Below are 17,992 nucleotides of genomic sequence, written 5' to 3'. Positions count from 1 at the left end.
CCGATGGCGAACGCGGCGTGCGGTCCCGTCAGCGACGACCACGCCGCGTTGTCGAGCACCGCGTCCCGCACAGCGGCGTCGTCGGAGAGGTCGGTAGCGGGAAGATCGATCGAGACATCGGGCACCACACCACTGTCCGCCGCAACGCGCGAACACGCAAACCGACGACACCTCGCCACCACGCCGAGGCGCCGTCCACGCACGCGCAAGCCTGCAAGACTGTTCGCGTGCCGGGCTTTCATCACGTCGAACTGTGGGTCGCCGACCTCGCAGAGGCTCGCCTCGAGTGGGGCTGGTTGCTGCAGCAGCTCGGGTTCGCCCGCGAGAGCGAGTGGCCGGAGGGGGAGTCGTGGAGCGCGGGCGGGGCGTATCTCACGCTCACCACCTCGCCGAACCTCTCCCGCGACGACCATGACCGCCGCGCGCCCGGCGTCAACCACCTCGCTTTCCGCGGGGGAACCCGCGAACACGTCGACGCCGTCATGGCGGCGGCTCCCGAACACGGCTGGACGCCGCTGTACCACGACCGGTATCCGCATGCGGGTGGACCGGACCACTACGCCGGCTGGCTCGAGAACTCCGCCGGCGCCAAAGCGGAGATCGTCGCCGACGGCTCCTGACGGCGTGCGGCTGCGAGGATCGAGGCATGGCGAGCTCCTTCACGGTCATCACCCGCGCACGCGTCCCTCGTGAGCAACTTTTCGACCTCTCGCTCGACATCGATGCGCATCTGGCGTCGATGTCGGCATCCGACGAGCGTGCCATCGGCGGCGTGACGTCCGGCGCCATCGGGCTGGGGGAGACGGTCACCTGGCGGGCGCGCCACTTCGGCGTCTGGTTCACGATGACCTCGCGCATCACGGCGCTCGACCGGCCCGCAAGGTTCGTCGACGAGCAGACCCGCGGGCCATTCCGGTCCTTCCGGCACGAGCATGTGTTCGAGGACGACGGCGACGGCGGCACGGTGATGACGGATACGATCACGCTCGCCTCGCCCGTCTTCGGCACGCTGGCCGAGCGGCTGATCCTCGTGCCCTACCTGCGGAGGCTGATCGTGGAGCGCAACCGGCACCTCGTCGACGCGCTCGACGCGCGGTAAGCGGCCGCCGCCATCACTGTGGGACCGCGAGGTCCCCGCGCACCAGAGCCCACACCTGCTTGTCGTGGAAGATGCCGCCGTTGAGCCACGCGCCGCGCAGCGTGCCGTCGAGGGTCATCCCCAGCCGGCGGGCGACGGCGGCGCTGCGCTCGTTGTCGGCCCGGCAGCGCCACTCGGCCCGGTTCAGGGCGCGCGAGCGGAGGGCGTAGTCGACGAGCAGGCGGGATGCCGCGGTCACCAGTCCCCGACCCTCGGCAGCCGGCTCCAGCCAGCATCCGATCTCGCACTGGCCGGCCGGGGCGCTGAAGCTCACGAACATCACTCCGCTGGCGAGCTGCCCGTCGCTCCAGATTCCGTAGAGGCGCCCGCCGTCGTCGGCCGCGCTCTGCCGCCTGCCTCGTCGATCGTCCTGGGTGGGAGTCGGTTCGAAGGCCACGCCGTCAGCCTAACGTGGCCCGTTCGGCGCACCTGGGGGACATATGGCAGGGCGGAATGCAGGAAAGAGCCCGCCTCGACAGCAGTCGGGACGGGCTCTTTCGTGACTCTGGATCAGAGGGCGCGGATGTTCGCAGCCTGCATGCCCTTGGGGCCACGCTCGGCGTCGAATTCGACCTTCTGGTCTTCGCGCAGCTCCTTGAAGCCGTCGCTGACGATTGCGGAGAAGTGCGCGAACAGGTCGGCGGAGCCGTCGTCCGGCGCGATGAAGCCGTAGCCCTTCTCGGAGTTGAACCATTTCACGGTGCCAGTGGCCATCGTGTCTTTCCTTCTGTTTTTCGGGCCGCCGGAGCGACCGGGTGTGCCGCGTCGACGAATGCGATGCGGACGTGTGTGGGTCGAGGTGGGGGCTGCGAGCGCTGCGGTGACGGCTGCGCGCGCGGCGTCCACGTCGAGGTGGATGCCGAGATCTTGCCCCTGGGCGCCGCAGGCGCGCGCCCCGGCATCCGTCTCATGGACGAACCCGGCGTACTCGCCGAGCGCCGTCGCGACGTACACGTCGTGATCGGCCTGGCGCCAGGTGACCTCGTGCGAGGTGAGGAGAATCATCAATCGTTTCTGTGCGCACCGCCACAGGATGCGCAGGCGGCGGGAAGATGCCGCGGGTAGAAGGTGGTGGTCCGAGTGGTGAGCTCTCGGCGTCGAGAGGGGTGGGACGGACCCGTGCCCGAAATGCGGGACGACTGAGCTTAGCACCATCTGCCCGTGGGTACGCTGGACGTCTGTCGTAGGGTCGAAGCATGCGACGGCCCGTTCCTCTTGTGTTGACCCTCGGTGTTCTCGCCTGCGCCTTTGCGCTGAGCTCCTGCTCCGCGGGCACGCCGAATCCCGCCGGCTCATCGTCCGATGCCGTCGCGCCAGCGACCGCGACCGCCTCTGCGTCCGCGGCGGCCGGCGCCGCACCCATCGCCGCCCCGAGCACCTGCGACGCCGTCGACCTCACGGCGGACGCCGCTGTCGCCGGCGCCGACCTCGCCGCGTGCGTCGTGGCGTTCTCGAAGGCCGCCGGCAGCGGGCACGAGACGTTCTCGGCATCCGACGGCACGACGGGGACGGCGGATTTCGTGTTCGGTGACGCTCCGGCCCTGTCCGGAACGGTCACCAGCAGCGACGGCACGACGTCGTTCGTGCTCACCCCCGACGCGTCGTGGGTCACGATCGACGGAGCCTGGGTGCAGGGAGACGAGACCAGCTCCGATCCGAAGAAGATGCTGGCGGGCACCATCGGGCAGGCTTACCGGGCGTTCGCCGACCCGTCGGCCGCGGCATCGCTGATCGCGTCGGCGCCGTCGTGGACTGTGCAGAAGGATCAGGATCTCGTCGACTTGCCCGACGGCACGCAGGTACGCGCGTGGCGGGTGCAGGCCGACGCGCCGTTCAGCGCCGTCGGCGCCGTCGTGCAGGAGATGACGCTGTGGTTGACGTCCGGGCACGTGCCCGCCGGTGTCCAGGCCACCGTGTCGGTGGCCGGCACGCAGACGACGACCACGCAGCACTTCTCGGGCTGGGGGATGCCGGTGAGCATCGCCACGCCGCAGCCGTGAACGTCGCCGACGGCGCGCGCGGCGGAAGAGGGAGCGAGAACGGCATCGAGGTCGCCTGGCCGACGTCGCTGGTGTGAGCTGCATCGGTGCGCGGCGGTGTCGAGCCGGTCAGGCCCGCATTCCGCCCCGCAGCCGCAGCGCGCGGTAGCCGACGCCGACGCACGCGACCACCACGCCGCCGACGATCGACGGCCAGGGCAGGGTCGCCACCAGCACGACGCAGCCGATCATGCCGACGATCTGCAGCGCCCGCGGAAAACGGCGGGCCGCGGCATCCTGTCGGAACGCGGCGATGTTGGCGACCAGGTAGTACAGCAGCACGCCGAACGACGAGAAGCCGATCGCGGATCGCAGGTCGGTCGCCACGATCAGAAGACTGACGACGGCGGCGAGCACGAGCTCCGCGCGGTGCGGCACGGCGTAGCGCGGGTGCACCGCCGAGAGCCACTGCGGCAGGTCTCCCGTGCGGGCCATCGCCAGGCTCGTGCGCCCGATGCCGGCGACGAGAGCCAGAAGAGCCCCCAGGGATGCCGCCGCTGCCCCGACCCGCACGACCGGCGCGGTCCAGGTCCACCCGCCCGCCGCCGCCACCTCGGCCAGCGGTGCCGACGAGGCGGCGAGGCGCTCGGGGCCGAGGGTGGCGAGCGACACGAGGGCGATGGCGACGTAGACGAGCAGGGCCAGGCTCAGCGCGATGACGATCGCGCGGGGGATCGTCCGGCGAGGATCGCGCACTTCCTCGCCCATCGTGGCGATGCGGGCGTACCCCGCGAAGGCGAAGAACAGCAGCCCGGCCGACTGCAGCACGCCGTACCAGCCGTGGGGGCCGGGATCGATCACGAGGTTGTCGGCGGAGCCGGCGCCGGATGCCGAGGCGGCGACGACCACGAGGGCGAGCACCGCCAAAACGACCACCACGATCACCTTGGTGAGAGCCGCCGTGCGGGTGACCCCGACCGTGTTGACCGCCGCGAGCACCAGGACCGCGGCGATGGCGACGGGCTTCTCCCACCCCGCGGGGGCGGCATACGAGGCGAACGTCAACGCCATCGCCGCGCAGCTGGCCGTCTTGCCGATGACGAACGACCAGCCGGCGAAGAACCCCGACCACGGGCCGATCATCTCCCGGCCGTAGACGTACGTCCCTCCGGACGTCGGAAACTGCGCAGCGAGCTGCGCTGACGACGTCGCATTGGCGTAGGCCACCACCGCCGCAAGGGCCAGGCCGATCAACAGGCCCGAGCCGGCCGCTGCCGCAGCGGGCGCGAACGCGGCGAACACACCCGCGCCGATCATCGAGCCCAGACCGATCGCGATCGCATCGACCAGGCCCAGGCGACGGGCCAATGCCGCGGGGGCGCTCATCGGGCCCGGGACGACGTGCGCGGAGGAATCACGCCGCGATTGTAGTGCGCACGCCGAACCCGCCGGTGAACGAGCCGAGGCTCGCGCTCAGGGCCGGTGGCGAATCCAGACGCTCTTCTCGCGCGTCCACTGCTCGAACGCGCGGAGCGATTTCTCCACCCCTCCGAAGCCCGACTGCTTCCACCCGCCGAAGGGCATCGCCAGGTCGCCTTCGCTGTACGCTCCGACCGAGACCAGTCCGGCCTCCACGCCGCGGGCCAGCGCCAGCGCGTCGTCCAGCCGCGTCGTCCACACCGAGGCCGCGAGCCCGTAAGGGATGTCGTTGGCCAGAGCGATGGCGTCGTCGCGCGTATCGAACGCCTGCACCGTGACGATCGGTCCGAACAGTTCCTGGCGGGTGATGTCCGACCCGGGCGTCACGCCGGTCACCACCGTCGGCGCGACATAGTGGCCACCGGGCACGACATCGATCTCACCGCCTCCGGTCACGACCGTCGCTCCCTCGCGGAGCGCCTGCGCCACGGCATCCGTCATCCGCCTGGCCGCGGCCGCGGTGAGCACGGGGCCGAGCTGCGTCGCGGGGTCGGCGGGGTGACCGACGCGCAGGGCGTCAGCTGCGGCGGCGAATCGCGCCACCACCTCGTCGTGGATCGAGCGGTGGACGAGGATGCGCGAGCCCGCCGTGCAGTTCTGTCCGGAGGTGAGGAACGCCGACTCGACCATCCCTTCGATCAGCTCGTCGCCGAAGGACACGGCGTCATCCATCAGGATCTGCGGACTCTTGCCGCCCATCTCCAGGCTCACCCGCTTCAGGTTGCTCGCCGCGGCGGCGGCGAGAATCGACCGTCCGGTCGCCGTGGAGCCCGTGAACGACAGGGCGCCGATGATCGGGTCATCGGCCAGCGCCGCGCCCGTCGTCGGCCCGTCGCCGGGCAGCACCTGCAGGACCCCGTCGGGAAGTCCCGCCTCGGCCGCGAGGGCGGCGAGATGCTGCACCGACCGCGGCGTCGCGTCGGCGGGCTTGAGGATGAGGCTGTTGCCGGCCGCGAGCGCCGGGCCCACCTTCCACGCGGCCATCGCGAGGGGGTAGTTCCAGGGGAGGATCGCCGCGACCACGCCGAACGGCTCGCGTTCGGTGAAGGCGAGCACGTCGGGTCCGGATGCCGTCGTCGTGCCGTACTGCTTGTCGACGGCTTCGGCGAACCAGCGGATGGATTCGATCGCCGACGGCACGTCGTTCTCGCGGCACTCGGTGATCGGTTTGCCGGCATCCTCGCAGTCCAAGCGGGCGAGCGTCTCCGCGTCGCGCGCCATCAGGTCGGCCAGGCGCGACAGCACCGCGGCGCGCTCCCGGGGCGTTCGCCCCGCCCACACCCGTGAGCGGAAGATCTCGTCGGCGCGACGGGCCGCGGCGTGCACCTCGGCGGCCGACGTGATCGGCGTCTCGCCGAGCGCGGTCCCGTCGGCGGGCGAGCGGAGGGTGAGGGTGGCGGCGGTCATGCGGTCTCCTTCAGAACGAGGTCGTCGCCGTCGCGTACGACGTGCCCGTCGCGCTCCAGTTGGGCGAGGTAGCGGGCCATGCCGCGCTCGCCGCGACGGCGGAAGCCGCGCATCAGCTGCGGCAGGGCGTTGGGGACGAGCATGGCGAGGCGGATCAGCACCGACTCCGACGGCTTCGGGTAGATCTCCAGCCGCGGCCGGTCGAGCATGCGCATCATCGCGCGGGCGACCGCCCGGGGCGGCTGGGGCGGATCTTGGAACTGCAGCGAGTTGCCGCCGTCGATCGCCTCCTGCCGCAGCATGCGGGTGTCGGTCGCCGACGGCAGCACGGAGCCGGCGATGATCCCCTTCTGGCGCAGGTCGAGCCCGATCGAGAGCATCGCTCCGCGCAGCCCGAACTTCGACGCCGTGTAGATCGGGGTCTCACCCAGGGGGAAGATGCCCCCGAGCGAGACGGTCGTGATCACGCGGGGGTCGAGCGAGCGGTGCAGCAACGGCAGGGCCAGGCGGGTGAGCACCAGCGGCGACAGGAGGTTCACCTCGGTCTCGAGCCGGATGCTCGCCACCGAGCGGGCGTCGAAGCGTTCCGCGCTCGTCATGCCGACGTTGTTGATGAGTACATCGATGCGGCCGTAGGCCTCTTCGATCTCGCCGAGCACACGCTCCACCTGGTCGTCGTCGGTGAGATCGCCGGCGAAGCCCCGATGGCCCCGACCGGGCAGTGCGGCGGCGGCGCGTTCGGCGGCTTCGGCGCGGATGTCGACGAGGGCGAGCGCCGCGCCGCGGTGCGCAGCCTCGCCGGCGAAGGCACCGGCGATGCCCCCGGCGCCGCCCGTGACGACGATGACCTTGTCGCGGTAGTCGTAGCTCACGCCGCGACCTCCGCTGCTCGCGTGCTCCGGCGGCGCGCGGCATCCGGAGCCTCGCCTTCGAGGGCCCAGCCGAGGCGGCGGGCCAGCTTCTTCACGTACTTGACGTACGCGTCGGCGTCGACGTAGCCGCGATGGCGCGGAGAGGAGTCGAAGTGCAGACCGCCGGACAGATCAGGGGTGTCGGCGATGCGCAGACGCTCGAACTCGGCCGCTGCGGCTTCGCCCGTGCGGCTACCCGCGATGAACGACGCCAGCAGGTGCGCCTGCTGGTCGAACAGTCCGTACGCACCGCTGTTCGTCTCGATGAAGCCGACGCCATACAGCCCGGCGTGGTCTCGGGAGACGCAGTTGAGGTACAGATCGGGGTGCTGTTCGTCACCGAAGTAGCGCTGGGCCACCGGCACGCGGTGCCGGTACCCGGTCGCCATGAGGATGACGTCGAACTCCTCCCGCGTGCCGTCGGTGAACTCCACCGAGAGCTCGTCGGCACGGCGGATGCCGGGACGCGCGACGATGTCGCCGTGCTGCAGGTAATGGAACAGCTGCGAGTTGAGCACCGGGTGCGTCTCGAACAGCTTGTGGTCGGGCTTCTGCAGACCGAGCCGGGTGGGATCTCCCGTCAGCAGCTTGAGCACCGGCTGCAGAATCGCCCGCTCCACCGGCTTGGGCAGGAACGACCCCTTGCCGCCGACGATGTCGGAGGGCATCCCGAACACGTGCTTCGGGATGAACCAGTACCCGCGGCGCATACTGATCGCGGCGCGCTGCGCCGAGCGCGCCGCGTCGCACGCGATGTCGCAGGCCGAGTTGCCCCCGCCGACGATCAGCACGCGCTTGCCGGCGAACTCCGACGGTGAACGGTAGTCGAGGCTGTGGCGCACCTCACCGGTGTACGAGCCCGGGATCTCCGGAATGAACGGATGCCACTGGCTGCCGGTGCAGACGATGACGCGCTCGTGCTCGGTCGTGGTGCCGTCGGCGAGGGTGACGCGCCAGCGCGGGGTTCCCGCCGCCGAGGAGGGGGCCGCGTCGATCGCGGTGACGGTCGAGCCGAAGCGGATGCGGGGAGTGAGCCCGTAGGCGTCGGCGAACGATCGCAGGTAGGCGAGGATCTGCGCGTGACCGGGGTAGTCGGGGTAGTCGTCGGGCATGGGGAAGCCGGAGAAGCCCGACACGGTGCGGCTCGAGATGAAGTGCGCCGACTCGTACATCGGGGTGCCCGGGTTCTCGATGTCCCACAGGCCTCCGGCCTGCGTGTGGCGTTCGAGGTGCGTGTAGTCGATGCCCTTCTCGCTGAGTGCGCGAGCGACGGCGAGTCCGGCGGGGCCGGCGCCGATGACGCAGACCGTGGTGTCGACAGGTCGGACGGCAGTGGGCGACGTGTTCATCAGCGCTCCTTTGTGCGGGTGAGGACCTCACGGTACGGCGCGCCGCACGGCGCAGGGCGGACGCACGGCATCCAGGAAACGGACACGAACGGCCATCGATGTTGACCTGATCCATCCCTCCCGTTCCGCCCGGTCGGTTCGCGAGCCGGTCAACGGGCGGTCAACGGGCGATCAGCGGGCGGCGCGCCTCGGCGTGCAGTGCCGCGGGAGAGGAGCCGAACCACCGCAGCGTGCTGCGCCGCAGCGAGCGGTCGTCGCCGTAGCCGAGGCGGAACGCGATCTCGGCTGTCGTCAGCACGGGGGAGGCGAACAGCTCGGCGGCGAGACGCTTGCGCACATCGTCGAGCACGCCGGAGTAGCTCGCCCCCACCTCGATCAGTCGTCGCCGGAGTGTCCGCTCGCTCGTCGCGAGTGCACGTGCGTGCGCCGCGAGCGGGAGCACGTCGGGCAGGGCGTCTTCGATCTGCGTCGCGAGCACGGCGACGAGTTCCTGGCGCTCGATGATGCTGTCGGTCTGCGTCTCCAGCAGTGCGACCGTCTCGCGGTGGGTCCAGGCGTCGGCGCTCGCAAGCGCGGCATGCGCCGATGCGAGGGGTACGTGCCAGGCATTGCGCGCCGCGGCGAACCGCACGGCGTTGCCGAAGTAGTCGCGGTACACCGCGGGGTCGGATCCCGCCGCGTGGGCCAGCTCGACCAGCTGCGGCCCCGCCAGACCGGCGACATCACGGGCCATGCGCGTGATGTTCGCGAACCCCTCCTCGATGAGGAACGTGCCCACCGGCGACGCGGGCTCCTGCAGTGCGGCGGTCACCACCAGGCCACCGGCCTCTTCCGCCGAGCTCCAGCGCACCATCGAGCCGGCGAGATTCTGAAACCGCAGACCGACCCGCACCGCATCGCGCAGAGTCGCGCTCGACATCATGGCGAGGCCCAACAGTCCCGAGGCGGTGATCGGCTGACGCCGCCCCACCTCGATCCCGAGCGCCGGCACGGGGAGCAGCAGGAGCGCCTGCTCGATGATCACGTGACCCTGCCGGTACGAGACGCGCAGAGCGGGGGATTCGATCGCGCTCCGTGTCAGCGACGCCGCCCGCAGAGCGCGTTCGAGAGAGACACCGTGCTCGTCGGCCACCTGCAGCAGGTAGCGGATGATGTTCGGGGTGATGACGGCCGAGGAGGGCGTTACGGCGAGGCGCTCGGACATGGTGGCCATTCTATTTGGCCGATGATGTCCGCTCGCTGGCGGGGGTGGACCGTGACAAATCCCCGACGATCGCTATCGTCGAGCGCATCCTGTCCCGACCGGTTGCCGGTCGCCCGCGAATCGTCGACGCCGCCGACCCCGAGGAGCCGCCATGCCCGACACTCCCGCCGCCTCCGAACGCCTGGTGCGCGCCGTCATCCGCACGCTCGGCGCGCTGCCCGAACCGATCCAGCGGGTCATCGCCGGTCGGCCGGTCGTCGTGGACGGCCAGCGCCTGTACACCGAGGTGCAGATGGCGCTGCGACTGCTCAACGCCCTCCCAGGATCCGACTTCTCCGACCTGCCGCTGGATCGCGCGCGAGCCCAGATCGACGCCGAAGCCCGCATCTTCGGCGGCTCGCTGCCCGTCGCGAACGTCGAAGACATCGAGATCCCGACGCGCGCGGGATCCGTCCGGGCGCGCCGCTATCAGCACGTGCGCGAGGCCGAAGGCACCGTCGTGTACTTCCACGGCGGCGGCTGGGTCGTCGGCAGCCTCGACTCGGCCGACTCGGTCTGCCGGTTCATCGCGGCCACCAGCGGCCTCGAAGTCATCTCGGTCGACTACCGCCTCGCGCCCGAGCATCCGTTCCCCGCCGGCGTCGAGGACGCCATCGACGGCTATCGCTGGGTGCGTGAGCACCGGCCCGGGCGCCGGATCGCGGTCGCGGGCGACAGCGCCGGCGGAAACCTGAGCGCAGTGGTGAGCCTTGCCACCGTGGGAGATGCGGCGGGCGCGCCCGACTTCCAGCTGCTGTTCTTCCCGGTCACCGATCTGTCCGGCAAGCACCGCTCCTACCGGCTGTTCTCCGAAGGCTACTTCCTCACCGAGAAGCAGATGGACTGGTACCGCGGACACTACCTGCCGACGCCCGCGCACGCGCTCGACCCGTTCGCCTCACCGCTGCGTGCCGAGGCGTCCGCGCTCACGAAGCTGCCGCCCGCGCACGTGGCCGTCTCGGGCTTCGACGTGCTGCGCGACGAGGGCATCGCCTACGCCGAAAGACTGAAGGATGCCGGGGTGCCCACGACGCTGCAGGTCGTGGACGGTCACATCCACGCGTTCGTCAATGCGACCGGCGTGGGGCGGCTGAGCTCGCGCGCGCTCGCCGAATCGGTCGGCGTGCTCGTCCGCGGGCTCGGCGGGCGCACCGGCATCGGCGACGCCGGCTCGCTCGCACCGTCGAAGCGATGACGCTCCTCCGCTAGCCTGGATTCTCACCGTGGCTGAGAGGGAGGACCGCCGATGATCGACGCGTTCCTCCTCCTGCTGCGCACGATCGGTGTGGCCGTCGGCATCCTGCCCGCGGGAGTCTCACCGATCACCTCGCTCGCCGTCGTCGCCGCGGGCATCGCGCTCGCCGCGGCCGTCCTCGTCGTGATGGCCGCGGGCGCCGCCACCCGACCCGATCGCTCTGCACACGACCGCATCCGTCCGGCGCGCAGCGACGTGCTGAGCGCGCCCGTCGCGCAGAGCGACCCCGACGCTCCCGGTCACATCCTCCGCAGAGGTCCGAGCGCGGCCCTTCCGGCCGCGTAGTCACCCCCGTCCGGACGCCGCCCTCGGCATCCCTTCGCGGCCGACCAGCTCACCCTGATCGCCTCGTCGGAATGGACATCTCGTGGACATCTTCACCCTGCCGCCCCTGGCGGCTCTGCTCGACCTCTCGGCGCGCGGGCTCATGGCCCTCATCGCCGTTCTCACTCCCGTCGCCGGGCCGGGGGCCGCCGCAGCGGCAGTCGTGCTCGTCACCCTCCTCGTGCGGATGGCGCTCGTGCCAGCCGGGGTCGCACAGGCGAAAGCCGATCAGGCGCGTTCGCGCCTGGCGCCGCGGCTGCGCGCACTGCAGAAGCGGTGGCGCGCACATCCCGAGCGGCTGCAGCGCGAGACCCTCGCTCTTTACCGCGTCGAAGGCGTCTCGCCCGCCGCCGGGTGTCTTCCGCCGCTGATTCAGGCGCCGGTCGTTGGGCTCGTGTATGCCGTGTTCCTGCACGGATCGATCGTGGGACACACGAACCCGCTGCTCGGCGAGCACCTCCTCGGTGTGCCGCTGGGGCAGACCGCCGTCGCGGTGGCGACGAGCGGCTTCGACGGGGCGGCCGCGCTGGTGTTCGGCGTCATCGTCGTGCTCATCGCTCTCATCGGCGAGCTCACGCGACGACTGCTGCGACCGGCGGTGGCGACGACGCTGCCGCCCGGGCAGCGGCTGCTGGTCGAGACGGCGCCGTTCCTCACCGCCGTCGTCGCGCTGTTCGTCCCGCTTGCGGCGGCCGTTTACCTGCTGACGACCGTCACCTGGACCCTCGGCCAGCGACTCGTTCTGCGACGGCTGTACCCACCGCACCCGCCGCACCGCGAGTCGTGACGGCCCACCGCGGTCATGCGGACGCCGGCACCGCCCGCGAGGCACGAGCGATCAGGGCCGACCCGGCGACGCTGGCCGCCAACGCGATGACCGCCATGCCGATCATCAGTGCACCGAACCCGGCGCGGTAGGCGGCCACGGCGGCATCGAACACCTGCGCGTCGGGGCGTGTGCCGTCCTTCGCGTAGGTGCCGACGCCGACCAGAGCGGTGTGCACCGCGGCATCCGACAGCCCCGCCGCCGACAGGCGGGCGGTGATCCCCGAGATCGTGAGCTGGGTGATCACGACGGTCGACACCGCCGTGCCCAACGAGGAGAAGAGCTGCCCGAAGGTCGTGCGCGAGCTGGTCACCGCCCCGTAGAACTCGGCGGGGGCCTCACTGAGCACGAGCGTGCCGTAGGGGAGGGCTGCGGCGGTGATGCCGAAGGCGATGAGGATGCCGGCGGGGACGAACGCCAGCGGGGTGGGGGCCTCCCGGGCGAGGAAAGCCGCCCCGAAGCCCGCCGCGGACAGGACGCCGCCCACCAGCAGTGACGTCTGCGGACTCATGCCACGCGTCATCAGGCGCCCCAGCACGATCGCGCCCACGATCGAGGTGACCGACACCGGCAGCTGCCACACCGCGACGCTGCTGGGCGTCAGCGCGAGAACGTACTGCCACAGGTTCGACAGCTGCAAGAAGGCGACCGCGCCGCCGGCATTGAAGACGAAACCCGCGCAGAGCGCCGCGAGGAAAAGGGGCCGTCGAAAGAGCGCGACCGGGAAGAACGGGTTCGCAACGCGTGTCTGCGACCAGACGAACGCGGCGAGAAGCACCACGCCCAGCGCCATGGCTGCCCAGGTCAGCGGGTTGGTCAGCGACGAGGCGAGCTGCGACACGCCGAACAGGAAAACGACCATCCCGGCGATGAGGGCGACCTGCCCGCCCACATCGCGCTTCTCGGCGACGGTGGGTGCGACGGTCGGCAGGAGCACGAGGACGGCGGGGATGCACAGCGCCGACAGCACGGGAACGAGCACGAACGCGAGGCGCCAGTCGACGCCGGCGAGCAAACCCCCCGAGAAGGTGAACAGCACGCCGGCGGCTCCCGAGCACGCGGCGAAGGTCGCGACGGCGGCGGGTAGCCGGCCCGGCGCGGCCAGAACCTGGATGTACGCGAACGCGGCGGCGTACACGGCGCCCAGGCCGACGCCTGTCACCGCCTGGCCGAGGATGTAGACGAGCGGCATCGGTGCGGCGGCCACGATCAGCTGGCCGACGAGACCTGTCACGAGGGCGGCGATGAGCATGCGGCGGCGACCGATCCGGTCGGCGAGCAATCCGGTTGTGATGACCGAGGCGGCGATCGCGAGGGTCTGCATGGATGCCGCGAGCGCCTGATCGCCGCCGACCATGTCCAGGCCGCGGCTGGCGCCCACGAGTGCGGTCGCCGCGATATTCGGGGCGGAGCCCTGAACCGCGGCGAGCACGCCGAGCAGCGGGATGGCGAGGGTGTGCGCCGAGCGCACGACGAACGTCGGTGATGTGGTGGTCATGAGGGTGCTTTCGGGTGGGGAGGCGAGCGGAGAGGGAGCTCAGGCGGAGAAGGCGGGAACGCCGTCGATGTAGGTCGCGTGCACGGCGATGCGATCCCAGCTCTCGGGATCACTCGTCCACGGATCGCTGTCCACGACGGCGAAGTCCGCCCGCCGGCCGGCAGAGAGCGTGCCGCGATCGTCGGCGTGGATCTGCCAGGCGGCATCGGCGGTGATCGCCGACAGGGCCTGCGCCGGGCTGACGCGCTCCTCCGGCGCGAGCACCGTGGCGTCGGCCTCGAGACGGCGCAGCACCGCCGTGCGGGCGCTGCGCAGGGGTCGCACCGTCGTCACGTTGTAGTCGGAGTGCAGGCTGGGTCGCAGTCCCGCGCGGTACGCCGAGGCGAGGCGATCGAGTCGCGCGGCGCGTTCGGGGCCGAGGATCGTGTCGCGGAAGGCCGCGCCCCAGTAGTAGACGTGGTCCATCAGGAAGCTCGGTGACACTCCGGCCGCCGCCATCCGTACGAGCTGGTCGTCGGTGGTCACCGAGGCGTGCTCGAAGCGGTGACGCAGATCGTTCTGACCGCAGCGCGGCAGCAGCTCTTCCGCCGCCTGGAGGGCGAACTCGACGGCGGCGTCGCCGTTCGTATGGATCATCAGCTGCCAGCCGTCATCGAGACCGGCGCGCATCACCTCGCGCAGGCTCTCCGGCGTCCAGTTCGCGTGGCCTCCCGAGGTCTCGCCCAGATACGGCTGCAGGAAATAGCCGGATCGGCCCTGGTTCGAACCGTCCGCCACGATCTTCCACGCGTCGGCACGGACCATTCCATCTCCGCTGAACGGGGTCACCCCGGCCGCCTTCCACGCCTGGGCGACCTCGGCCGGTGTCGCGCACCCCGCCAGGGAGGAGAACTGCGCCGTCGACACCCGCACCGGCAGCCGTTCGGCGCCGTTGAGCTGGTGCAGCAGGGCGACTTCGCTCACCCCGGCCAGCGTGCCGGTCATCGCTTCACGCATCGAGGTCACGCCTGCCGCGGCGAACTCGTTCAGCACCTGACGGATGCCGTGACCCACGTCCGCCGCCGTGGGGCGCGGCAGGTTCGCGAGCAGCATCGTCACCGCGGGAGACTCCCCGACCACGCCGGTGAGCCGCCCGTCGCGCTTTTCCAGCGTGCCCCCGCTCGGCTGCGGTGTGGCATCGGTGATGCCGGCGGCATCCAAGGCCGCGCTGTTGGCGTAGGCGAAGTGCATCGACGCGTTGAGCACGACGATCGGGCGGTCGAGCGCGACCCGGTCGAGGATGTCACGGGTGAGGGCCGGCTCACCGGGGTACAGGCTCGGATCGAACAGCTTCGCGAGCACGTACTGACCCGCCGGCGTCGCCTGCGCGGCGGCCGTCAAAACCGAGACGACGTCGTCGAAGCGCGGGCAGGCGGCGTGCGAGACGTCGGTCCACTCGAGCGTCAGCAGCGACACCCAGATGTGCGCATGCGGTTCGATGAGGCCCGGGATGACCACCCCGTCGGGAGACAGGATCTTCGTCGCGGGGCCGGTGAGGCCGTCCAGGTCCGCCGCCGAACCCACGGCGAGGATGCGGCCGCCGCGCACCGCCATCGCCTCCGCGCGCGGAGCGGCGGGATCACCGGTCGCGATGCGGCCGACGATCAGGAGGTCGGCTGTCGCTGTCGTCGTCCCGGGTTCGTCCGAGCGGCTCGGCGCGCCATGGTGGGCGGGTGCGATGGTGACGCCGGCCGCGGCGATGGCGGGCGCGAGGTGGTCGCGGCTCAGGGGAGTCGCGGCGGTGCAGGTGTCGGACATGAGCGGGCTCCTTCGAAGGTGCGCGGCGGCGGCGCGTGGTCAGTGGAAGTCGAGGACCTGGTCGCCCCATGCGGCGCGCAGGGCGGCGTCCAGATCGTCGACGACGCTGTCGTGGCGCTCGATCACCAACGTCGCACGGGAGTCGGCAGGATCGTAGGCGGGCCAGTGCGGGGCTCCGGTGACACCGTCTGCGTCAGGCGTGCGCCCATGAGCGAAGGCGGCCCATCGCTCCTGCATACGGGCAGAGATCGCCTCGCCGGCACGCTTGCCGCCGAGTCGGAACGTGAGGTCCTTGGGGCCGCTCGCGAAGACGCCCCAGAGGTACGCCAGCTCGCTGCCGTGGGTGGCGCCGAGGCCGATCAGTCGCAGGAAGGGCGCCGCGTGATCGAAGCGGTACAGCCAGACGGGGGCCGTGGCGGCGTGACCCTCGGCGATCCACACGGTGGGCATGCGGAAGCCGATGTCGCGGGCGACGCCCAGGCCCACGGCGTTCTTGCGCACGTTCTCGTACGCCGTCTGCACCTGGGCGACCGACGGCAGCTCGACGGTCGGGTTGTCGGTGGCCATGTCGGAGAACATCGTCATGATGCGCTCCTCGGTGATCGGCATGAGGGGCGACTTCATGAACTTGAACAGCGACGCCTCGTCCTTGTTGGTGCCGATCATCAGCGGGACGGGCAGTCCGCGGCCCTCGTGCAGCACGGTCGCCGGTGCCTCCGGCAGCAGGTCGCCGTCGATGATCGGCGCGAACGCGAGCGTGCCGGGCGCCTCGTCGGGCACCTGGGCGTACACGGCCATCCCCGCGGTCACGAGCTCGTCGGCGGAGGCCGCGCGCAGCGCCGCGGCGGTGGAGACGGCATCCGTCTGGTCGATTCCGAGCTCTCGCACGAAGCGCTCGGCGACATCTCGCGCCCGGTCGATGCCGTAGATGCTGGACGCGGGGGAGGACTGCGCGATCGCCCGGTGGAACAGACCCGCGGCCGAGGGAGTGGCCAGCAGCGTCGTCACCAGGCCGCCGCCGGCGGACTCGCCGAACACGGTCACGCGGTGGGGATCGCCGCCGAACGCGGCGATGTTCTCCTGCACCCACCGCAGTGCCACCAGCACGTCCTTGAGCGCCAGGTTGCGGTCGAAGCCGCCGTCGGGCAGAAGGCCGGACAGGTCCAGGAAGCCGAACGCGGCCAGACGGTAGTTGAGGGTCACGACGACCACGTCGCCACGCGAGACCAGGGAGGTCGCGTCGTAGGTGCGCTGACTGGACGCGCCGAACGTGTAGGCGCCGCCGTGCAGCCACACCATGACCGGTCGCGCACCCGCCGGGGCGTCGGCGTCGGGTGCCCACACGTTGAGCATCAGGCAGTCCTCGTCGAGGACGGCGTCATCGCCCAAGGCGATCGCGGGCGTGCGCACCTGGGGGCAGGCCGCACCGAACGCGGTGGCGTCGACCTCACCGCTCGCGAGGGTCGCCGGAACCGGGTCGCGCCAGCGGCGCTCGCCGACGGGGGCTTCGGCGTAGCGGATGCCGCGCCACGAGTGCACCGCGTCGCGGACGGCGCCGCGGAAGGTGCCGGCCGGGGTCGTGACGATGCACGGGACGGGCACGTCGACGGTCTCGGTGGTGTTCGACATGGGAGTTCCTTTCGAGTCGGGAGGTGTGAGAAGTGGGAGGGGTGGTGCTCAGGCGGCCAGACGGTGGATGACCTGTGCGAGCTCGTTCGCCGCGAGGATCGCGAACAGTACCGTCATCATGGCGGCGTTGTGCGTGATGAGCTGCGACTTCAGCGCCTGCAGGGCGGAGAGCACGCGGGCCGTGCCGGTCAGCTGGACCAGAGCCGGAATCACGAGCAGCAGAGAGCCGATCATTGCGACGGCCAGGCACAGGCCGACGGCGGCGAGGGGGGCGAGGTGTGCCTCGCCGATGAGGGCGCCCGCCTTGAGTTCGAGGGGGATGTTCTTCGAGTTGGTCACCGCCATGACGAGGCCCAGACCGGCTGCCGAGAGGGGGGTGACGCTGTCGATGGCCGCGAGCCACGTCGGCGCGGTCGCGGGCTTGCCGTCCTTCGGACGCGACATCCAGCTCACGATGGCGAACACCGTGAAGCCGAGGCCGAGGACGATCGCCAGGATCAGCGAGACCGTCTGCGCCGCGGGGCCGCTCGACGCCGACGCGCGGGCCGCGCCCAGCGCGCCCAGGCCCGTGGCGGCGAAGGCGACCAGCGTGTAGACCGCGGTGTAGACGGGGGCGCAGGCGCGGCCGCGGGGTGCGAGCACGATCGCGACGATGGCCACGATGGGCAGCGGGGACAGGAGCATGCCCACCGCGAGGGGAAGAAGGTTGTGCAGGTCGTTCACGTCGATTCCGTTTCATCGCTGCTCCCGGGCCGGGTGTCCGGGGGTGCGATGACGACGTTATGACGGGGGTGTGGCCTGCTTTTCGGGATGTTCGGCTGACACGACAGGAGTGGTCGGCGGCAGGGCGAACAGCGCCTCGAGCAGCGTGTCGCGACCATCTGTGCGCAGGCGTGCGCCGAGGTCGCGCGCGTGGGAGGCCGGTCGCAGCTCGGCATCCGGCGCCGTGCGCCCCCGCGAGCGCACGCGAGCGCGCAGCCGGCTGCCCGCGCCCGTCGCGACGACATCGAGGCTCACCTCCGCACTCTTGAAGGTTCTCGGTGAGAGTTGCGAATTCCACGACGGTTTTCAAACGACTTGCAAATTTGAAAACTGTAGGTTCTCGGCGAAGATGGCGGATTCTTAGATGAAGTGGCGGACAAGTGGCGGATCCGAAA

At 71.1% G+C, this 17,992-nt stretch carries 19 protein-coding genes (1 of these 19 cut by a window edge); 6 read left to right on the top strand and 13 right to left on the bottom strand.

Translation table 11 applies throughout. The features are described 5' to 3' along the window. On the bottom strand, nucleotides 1–125 hold the 5' end (the start) of the coding sequence (locus tag BGN98_RS02570; protein WP_288119371.1) for a GNAT family N-acetyltransferase. The gene continues 604 nt to the left of window position 1, outside the view; 125 of the gene's 729 nt are visible here — the first part of the coding sequence; its start codon is at nucleotides 123–125; its stop codon lies beyond the left edge, outside the window. 102 nt (nucleotides 126–227) lie between these two features. Between BGN98_RS02570 and BGN98_RS02565 the strand changes: the two genes are divergently transcribed. Further along, a complete protein-coding gene (locus BGN98_RS02565; protein WP_288119369.1) occupies nucleotides 228–620 on the top strand; it encodes a VOC family protein in 393 nt (130 codons plus the stop codon). Between the two features lie 26 nt (nucleotides 621–646). Further along, nucleotides 647–1,099, top strand: a complete 453-nt coding sequence (locus BGN98_RS02560) for an SRPBCC family protein (protein WP_288119367.1) — start codon at nucleotides 647–649, stop codon at nucleotides 1,097–1,099. Between the two features lie 13 nt (nucleotides 1,100–1,112). Here BGN98_RS02560 and BGN98_RS02555 read toward each other — a convergent pair whose 3' ends face one another. Together BGN98_RS02555 and BGN98_RS02550 are read right to left on the bottom strand one after the other, a co-directional pair. Continuing rightward, a complete protein-coding gene (locus tag BGN98_RS02555; RefSeq protein WP_288119365.1) occupies nucleotides 1,113–1,535 on the bottom strand; it encodes a GNAT family N-acetyltransferase in 423 nt (140 codons plus the stop codon). Between the two features lie 113 nt (nucleotides 1,536–1,648). Further along, the gene (locus tag BGN98_RS02550; RefSeq protein WP_036283106.1) at nucleotides 1,649–1,852 is read right to left on the bottom strand and encodes a cold-shock protein; all 204 of its coding nucleotides are present in this window, start codon (nucleotides 1,850–1,852) and stop codon (nucleotides 1,649–1,651) included. A 482-nt stretch (nucleotides 1,853–2,334) separates the two neighbouring features. Here BGN98_RS02550 and BGN98_RS02545 point away from each other — a divergent pair, with 482 nt between their 5' ends. Then, nucleotides 2,335–3,138 carry a hypothetical protein gene (locus BGN98_RS02545; protein ID WP_288119363.1) on the top strand — a complete coding sequence of 268 codons (804 nt, stop codon included), beginning with the start codon at nucleotides 2,335–2,337 and terminating at the stop codon, nucleotides 3,136–3,138. 108 nt (nucleotides 3,139–3,246) lie between these two features. On the opposite strand, the gene BGN98_RS02540 is transcribed toward BGN98_RS02545, so the two are convergent. The 5 genes from BGN98_RS02540 to BGN98_RS02520 form a co-directional block, all read right to left on the bottom strand. Then, a complete protein-coding gene (locus BGN98_RS02540) occupies nucleotides 3,247–4,503 on the bottom strand; it encodes an APC family permease (RefSeq protein WP_288119362.1) in 1,257 nt (418 codons plus the stop codon). 87 nt (nucleotides 4,504–4,590) lie between these two features. Then, on the bottom strand, nucleotides 4,591–6,003 hold the full coding sequence (locus tag BGN98_RS02535) for an aldehyde dehydrogenase family protein (protein WP_288119360.1): 1,413 nt from the start codon (nucleotides 6,001–6,003) through the stop codon (nucleotides 4,591–4,593). Then, nucleotides 6,000–6,875, bottom strand: a complete 876-nt coding sequence (locus BGN98_RS02530) for an SDR family NAD(P)-dependent oxidoreductase (protein ID WP_288119358.1) — start codon at nucleotides 6,873–6,875, stop codon at nucleotides 6,000–6,002. Before BGN98_RS02530 ends, BGN98_RS02535 begins: the two co-directional genes overlap by 4 nt. Beyond that, the gene (locus BGN98_RS02525; protein ID WP_288119356.1) at nucleotides 6,872–8,263 is read right to left on the bottom strand and encodes a flavin-containing monooxygenase; all 1,392 of its coding nucleotides are present in this window, start codon (nucleotides 8,261–8,263) and stop codon (nucleotides 6,872–6,874) included. The genes BGN98_RS02530 and BGN98_RS02525 overlap by 4 nt, the downstream gene beginning before the upstream one ends. A gap of 160 nt (nucleotides 8,264–8,423) precedes the next feature. Next, nucleotides 8,424–9,467: an AraC family transcriptional regulator gene (locus BGN98_RS02520; protein WP_288119354.1), complete on the bottom strand. Its 1,044-nt coding sequence runs from the start codon at nucleotides 9,465–9,467 to the stop codon at nucleotides 8,424–8,426. A gap of 151 nt (nucleotides 9,468–9,618) precedes the next feature. Between BGN98_RS02520 and BGN98_RS02515 the strand changes: the two genes are divergently transcribed. From BGN98_RS02515 to BGN98_RS02505, 3 genes are all read left to right on the top strand, one after another. Further along, nucleotides 9,619–10,701: an alpha/beta hydrolase gene (locus tag BGN98_RS02515; RefSeq protein ID WP_005050936.1), complete on the top strand. Its 1,083-nt coding sequence runs from the start codon at nucleotides 9,619–9,621 to the stop codon at nucleotides 10,699–10,701. Nucleotides 10,702–10,752: 51 nt separating this feature from the next. Then, nucleotides 10,753–11,046 (top strand): hypothetical protein, encoded by a 294-nt coding sequence (locus tag BGN98_RS02510; protein ID WP_005050934.1) that lies wholly within the window; start codon nucleotides 10,753–10,755, stop codon nucleotides 11,044–11,046. An 82-nt stretch (nucleotides 11,047–11,128) separates the two neighbouring features. After that, nucleotides 11,129–11,872 carry a YidC/Oxa1 family membrane protein insertase gene (locus BGN98_RS02505; RefSeq protein WP_288119350.1) on the top strand — a complete coding sequence of 248 codons (744 nt, stop codon included), beginning with the start codon at nucleotides 11,129–11,131 and terminating at the stop codon, nucleotides 11,870–11,872. Between the two features lie 13 nt (nucleotides 11,873–11,885). On the opposite strand, the gene BGN98_RS02500 is transcribed toward BGN98_RS02505, so the two are convergent. The 5 genes from BGN98_RS02500 to BGN98_RS02480 are packed head-to-tail and all read right to left on the bottom strand — an operon-like array spanning nucleotide 11,886 to nucleotide 17,852. Then, a complete protein-coding gene (locus tag BGN98_RS02500) occupies nucleotides 11,886–13,409 on the bottom strand; it encodes an MFS transporter (protein ID WP_016464569.1) in 1,524 nt (507 codons plus the stop codon). Nucleotides 13,410–13,448: 39 nt separating this feature from the next. Next, complete coding sequence (locus BGN98_RS02495; protein ID WP_288119347.1) at nucleotides 13,449–15,206, bottom strand: amidohydrolase; 1,758 nt, start codon at nucleotides 15,204–15,206, stop codon at nucleotides 13,449–13,451. Nucleotides 15,207–15,245: 39 nt separating this feature from the next. Further along, complete coding sequence (locus BGN98_RS02490) at nucleotides 15,246–16,835, bottom strand: carboxylesterase/lipase family protein (RefSeq protein WP_288119346.1); 1,590 nt, start codon at nucleotides 16,833–16,835, stop codon at nucleotides 15,246–15,248. Nucleotides 16,836–16,883: 48 nt separating this feature from the next. Continuing rightward, nucleotides 16,884–17,558, bottom strand: a complete 675-nt coding sequence (locus BGN98_RS02485; protein ID WP_005050922.1) for a GAP family protein — start codon at nucleotides 17,556–17,558, stop codon at nucleotides 16,884–16,886. 57 nt (nucleotides 17,559–17,615) lie between these two features. Beyond that, a complete protein-coding gene (locus BGN98_RS02480; protein ID WP_233449530.1) occupies nucleotides 17,616–17,852 on the bottom strand; it encodes a hypothetical protein in 237 nt (78 codons plus the stop codon). Nucleotides 17,853–17,992 lie beyond the last annotated feature (140 nt).

The organism is Microbacterium sp. 69-7 (genome assembly GCF_001897985.1).
Classification (GTDB): domain Bacteria; phylum Actinomycetota; class Actinomycetes; order Actinomycetales; family Microbacteriaceae; genus Microbacterium; species Microbacterium laevaniformans.
The sequence above is the reverse complement of the archived record's forward strand: the minus strand, read 5'-3'. Positions and strand labels throughout refer to the sequence as shown.

Coding starts and splice junctions, on each gene's coding strand:
- BGN98_RS02515 (WP_005050936.1), top strand. CDS start 9,619: ATGCCCGACACTCCCGCCGCCTCCGAACGCCTGGTGCGCGCCGTCATC.
- BGN98_RS02490 (WP_288119346.1), bottom strand. CDS start 16,835: ATGTCGAACACCACCGAGACCGTCGACGTGCCCGTCCCGTGCATCGTC.
- BGN98_RS02525 (WP_288119356.1), bottom strand. CDS start 8,263: ATGAACACGTCGCCCACTGCCGTCCGACCTGTCGACACCACGGTCTGC.
- BGN98_RS02495 (WP_288119347.1), bottom strand. CDS start 15,206: ATGTCCGACACCTGCACCGCCGCGACTCCCCTGAGCCGCGACCACCTC.
- BGN98_RS02520 (WP_288119354.1), bottom strand. CDS start 9,467: ATGTCCGAGCGCCTCGCCGTAACGCCCTCCTCGGCCGTCATCACCCCG.
- BGN98_RS02510 (WP_005050934.1), top strand. CDS start 10,753: ATGATCGACGCGTTCCTCCTCCTGCTGCGCACGATCGGTGTGGCCGTC.
- BGN98_RS02545 (WP_288119363.1), top strand. CDS start 2,335: ATGCGACGGCCCGTTCCTCTTGTGTTGACCCTCGGTGTTCTCGCCTGC.
- BGN98_RS02540 (WP_288119362.1), bottom strand. CDS start 4,503: ATGAGCGCCCCCGCGGCATTGGCCCGTCGCCTGGGCCTGGTCGATGCG.
- BGN98_RS02550 (WP_036283106.1), bottom strand. CDS start 1,852: ATGGCCACTGGCACCGTGAAATGGTTCAACTCCGAGAAGGGCTACGGC.
- BGN98_RS02560 (WP_288119367.1), top strand. CDS start 647: ATGGCGAGCTCCTTCACGGTCATCACCCGCGCACGCGTCCCTCGTGAG.
- BGN98_RS02535 (WP_288119360.1), bottom strand. CDS start 6,003: ATGACCGCCGCCACCCTCACCCTCCGCTCGCCCGCCGACGGGACCGCG.
- BGN98_RS02500 (WP_016464569.1), bottom strand. CDS start 13,409: ATGACCACCACATCACCGACGTTCGTCGTGCGCTCGGCGCACACCCTC.